Source organism: Clostridium sp., from assembly GCF_051650885.1.
Taxonomy (GTDB): domain Bacteria; phylum Bacillota; class Clostridia; order Clostridiales; family Clostridiaceae; genus Clostridium.
Genome location: NZ_JBOFRG010000184.1, coordinates 1 through 1,096, shown reverse-complemented (window position 1 = coordinate 1,096; position 1,096 = coordinate 1). Strand labels below are relative to the sequence as shown.

Here is a 1,096-nt window from a genome sequence, read left to right as displayed (position 1 = left end):
CATGAGTTTTTATATCTGTTATATGTGTATATGAAGATTTAAAGACATGTAATGTCTCATTGTTTTCTTCAATATAAATTATTTTAAGATTGTAATTTATAATAGCTAGAAGTCCAGTATTTGATTTTTCAAGTTCAATTTTAGATGGAGTACACATAATTGAGGTAATTTTAGAAACTGGATTTGTATTCTCATCTAAAGTTATATTTAAGAAAAATTCTATTTTTTTATTTATATCTGTAGTTAAAGGCTCTATTTTAGTTGTTCCAACTGTACTAACCATCTTTCCCTCCAAATTAATATGTTTAATAAAAGCATATGTTTTTAAAGTTATTAATATGTTTCTGTATATTTTTAAATAACTTATAGAAGTTTAATGCATATAACTAAATATAGAGGAATTTTAAAATGGAGGAAAATTATGAATTTAAGCGTATGCCTTATTGTAAAAAATGAAGAAAAAAACCTTCCAAGATGCCTTAGAAGTGTTAAAGACTTGGTTCAAGAAATTGTTGTTGTTGATACTGGTTCTGTTGATAGAACGAAAGAGATTGCTTTAGAATATGGAGCTAAGGTAGTTGATTTTGTTTGGTGTAATGACTTTTCAGCTGCAAGAAATCTTTCTATTGATAATGCAACTGGTGATTGGATTTTGTTCCTAGATGCAGATGAAGAGATGCCACGTGATGATTTGATTCAATTAATTAATATGATAAAAACTGAGAAAAAAGCTGAAGCTTACTTTTTAAGAATGGTTAATTTTATAAAGGGACAAGATATTGGTAGTGCTATAGTTTTAAGAGCATTTAAAAATAGACCTGAATATAGATTTGTAGGAAAATTACATGAGCAAATTATAAATTCAATTGAAGATAAAGCAGGACTTGAGGCAATTGTTCCAACTCAAGTTAGAATATTCCATTATGGATATGACCCAGATATTGTGGATTCAGATGCTAAAAGTAAAAGAAATTTAGAGATTCTTCTAGCCTATCCTGAAGAGAAAAAAGATGGTTATTACTATTATTCTCTAGGAAATGAATATGCAAGAATTGATGATTATGAAAAAGCTTTAGAAATATATTTTAAGGCGATT

Annotated in this window: 2 protein-coding genes; one reads left to right on the top strand and one right to left on the bottom strand. The window is 27.3% G+C overall.

Annotation, left to right across the window (positions count from 1 at the left end; all coding sequences use genetic code 11):
* On the bottom strand, window positions 1-283 hold a 283-nt coding region (locus ACRC28_RS09060; protein WP_438543127.1), incomplete at its 3' end, for a hypothetical protein.
* Window positions 284-421: 138 nt separating this feature from the next.
* On the opposite strand from ACRC28_RS09060, the gene ACRC28_RS09055 reads away from it, so the two are divergent.
* Window positions 422-1,096, top strand: a 675-nt coding sequence (locus ACRC28_RS09055; protein ID WP_438543126.1) for a glycosyltransferase, incomplete at its 3' end; no start/stop codon positions are given.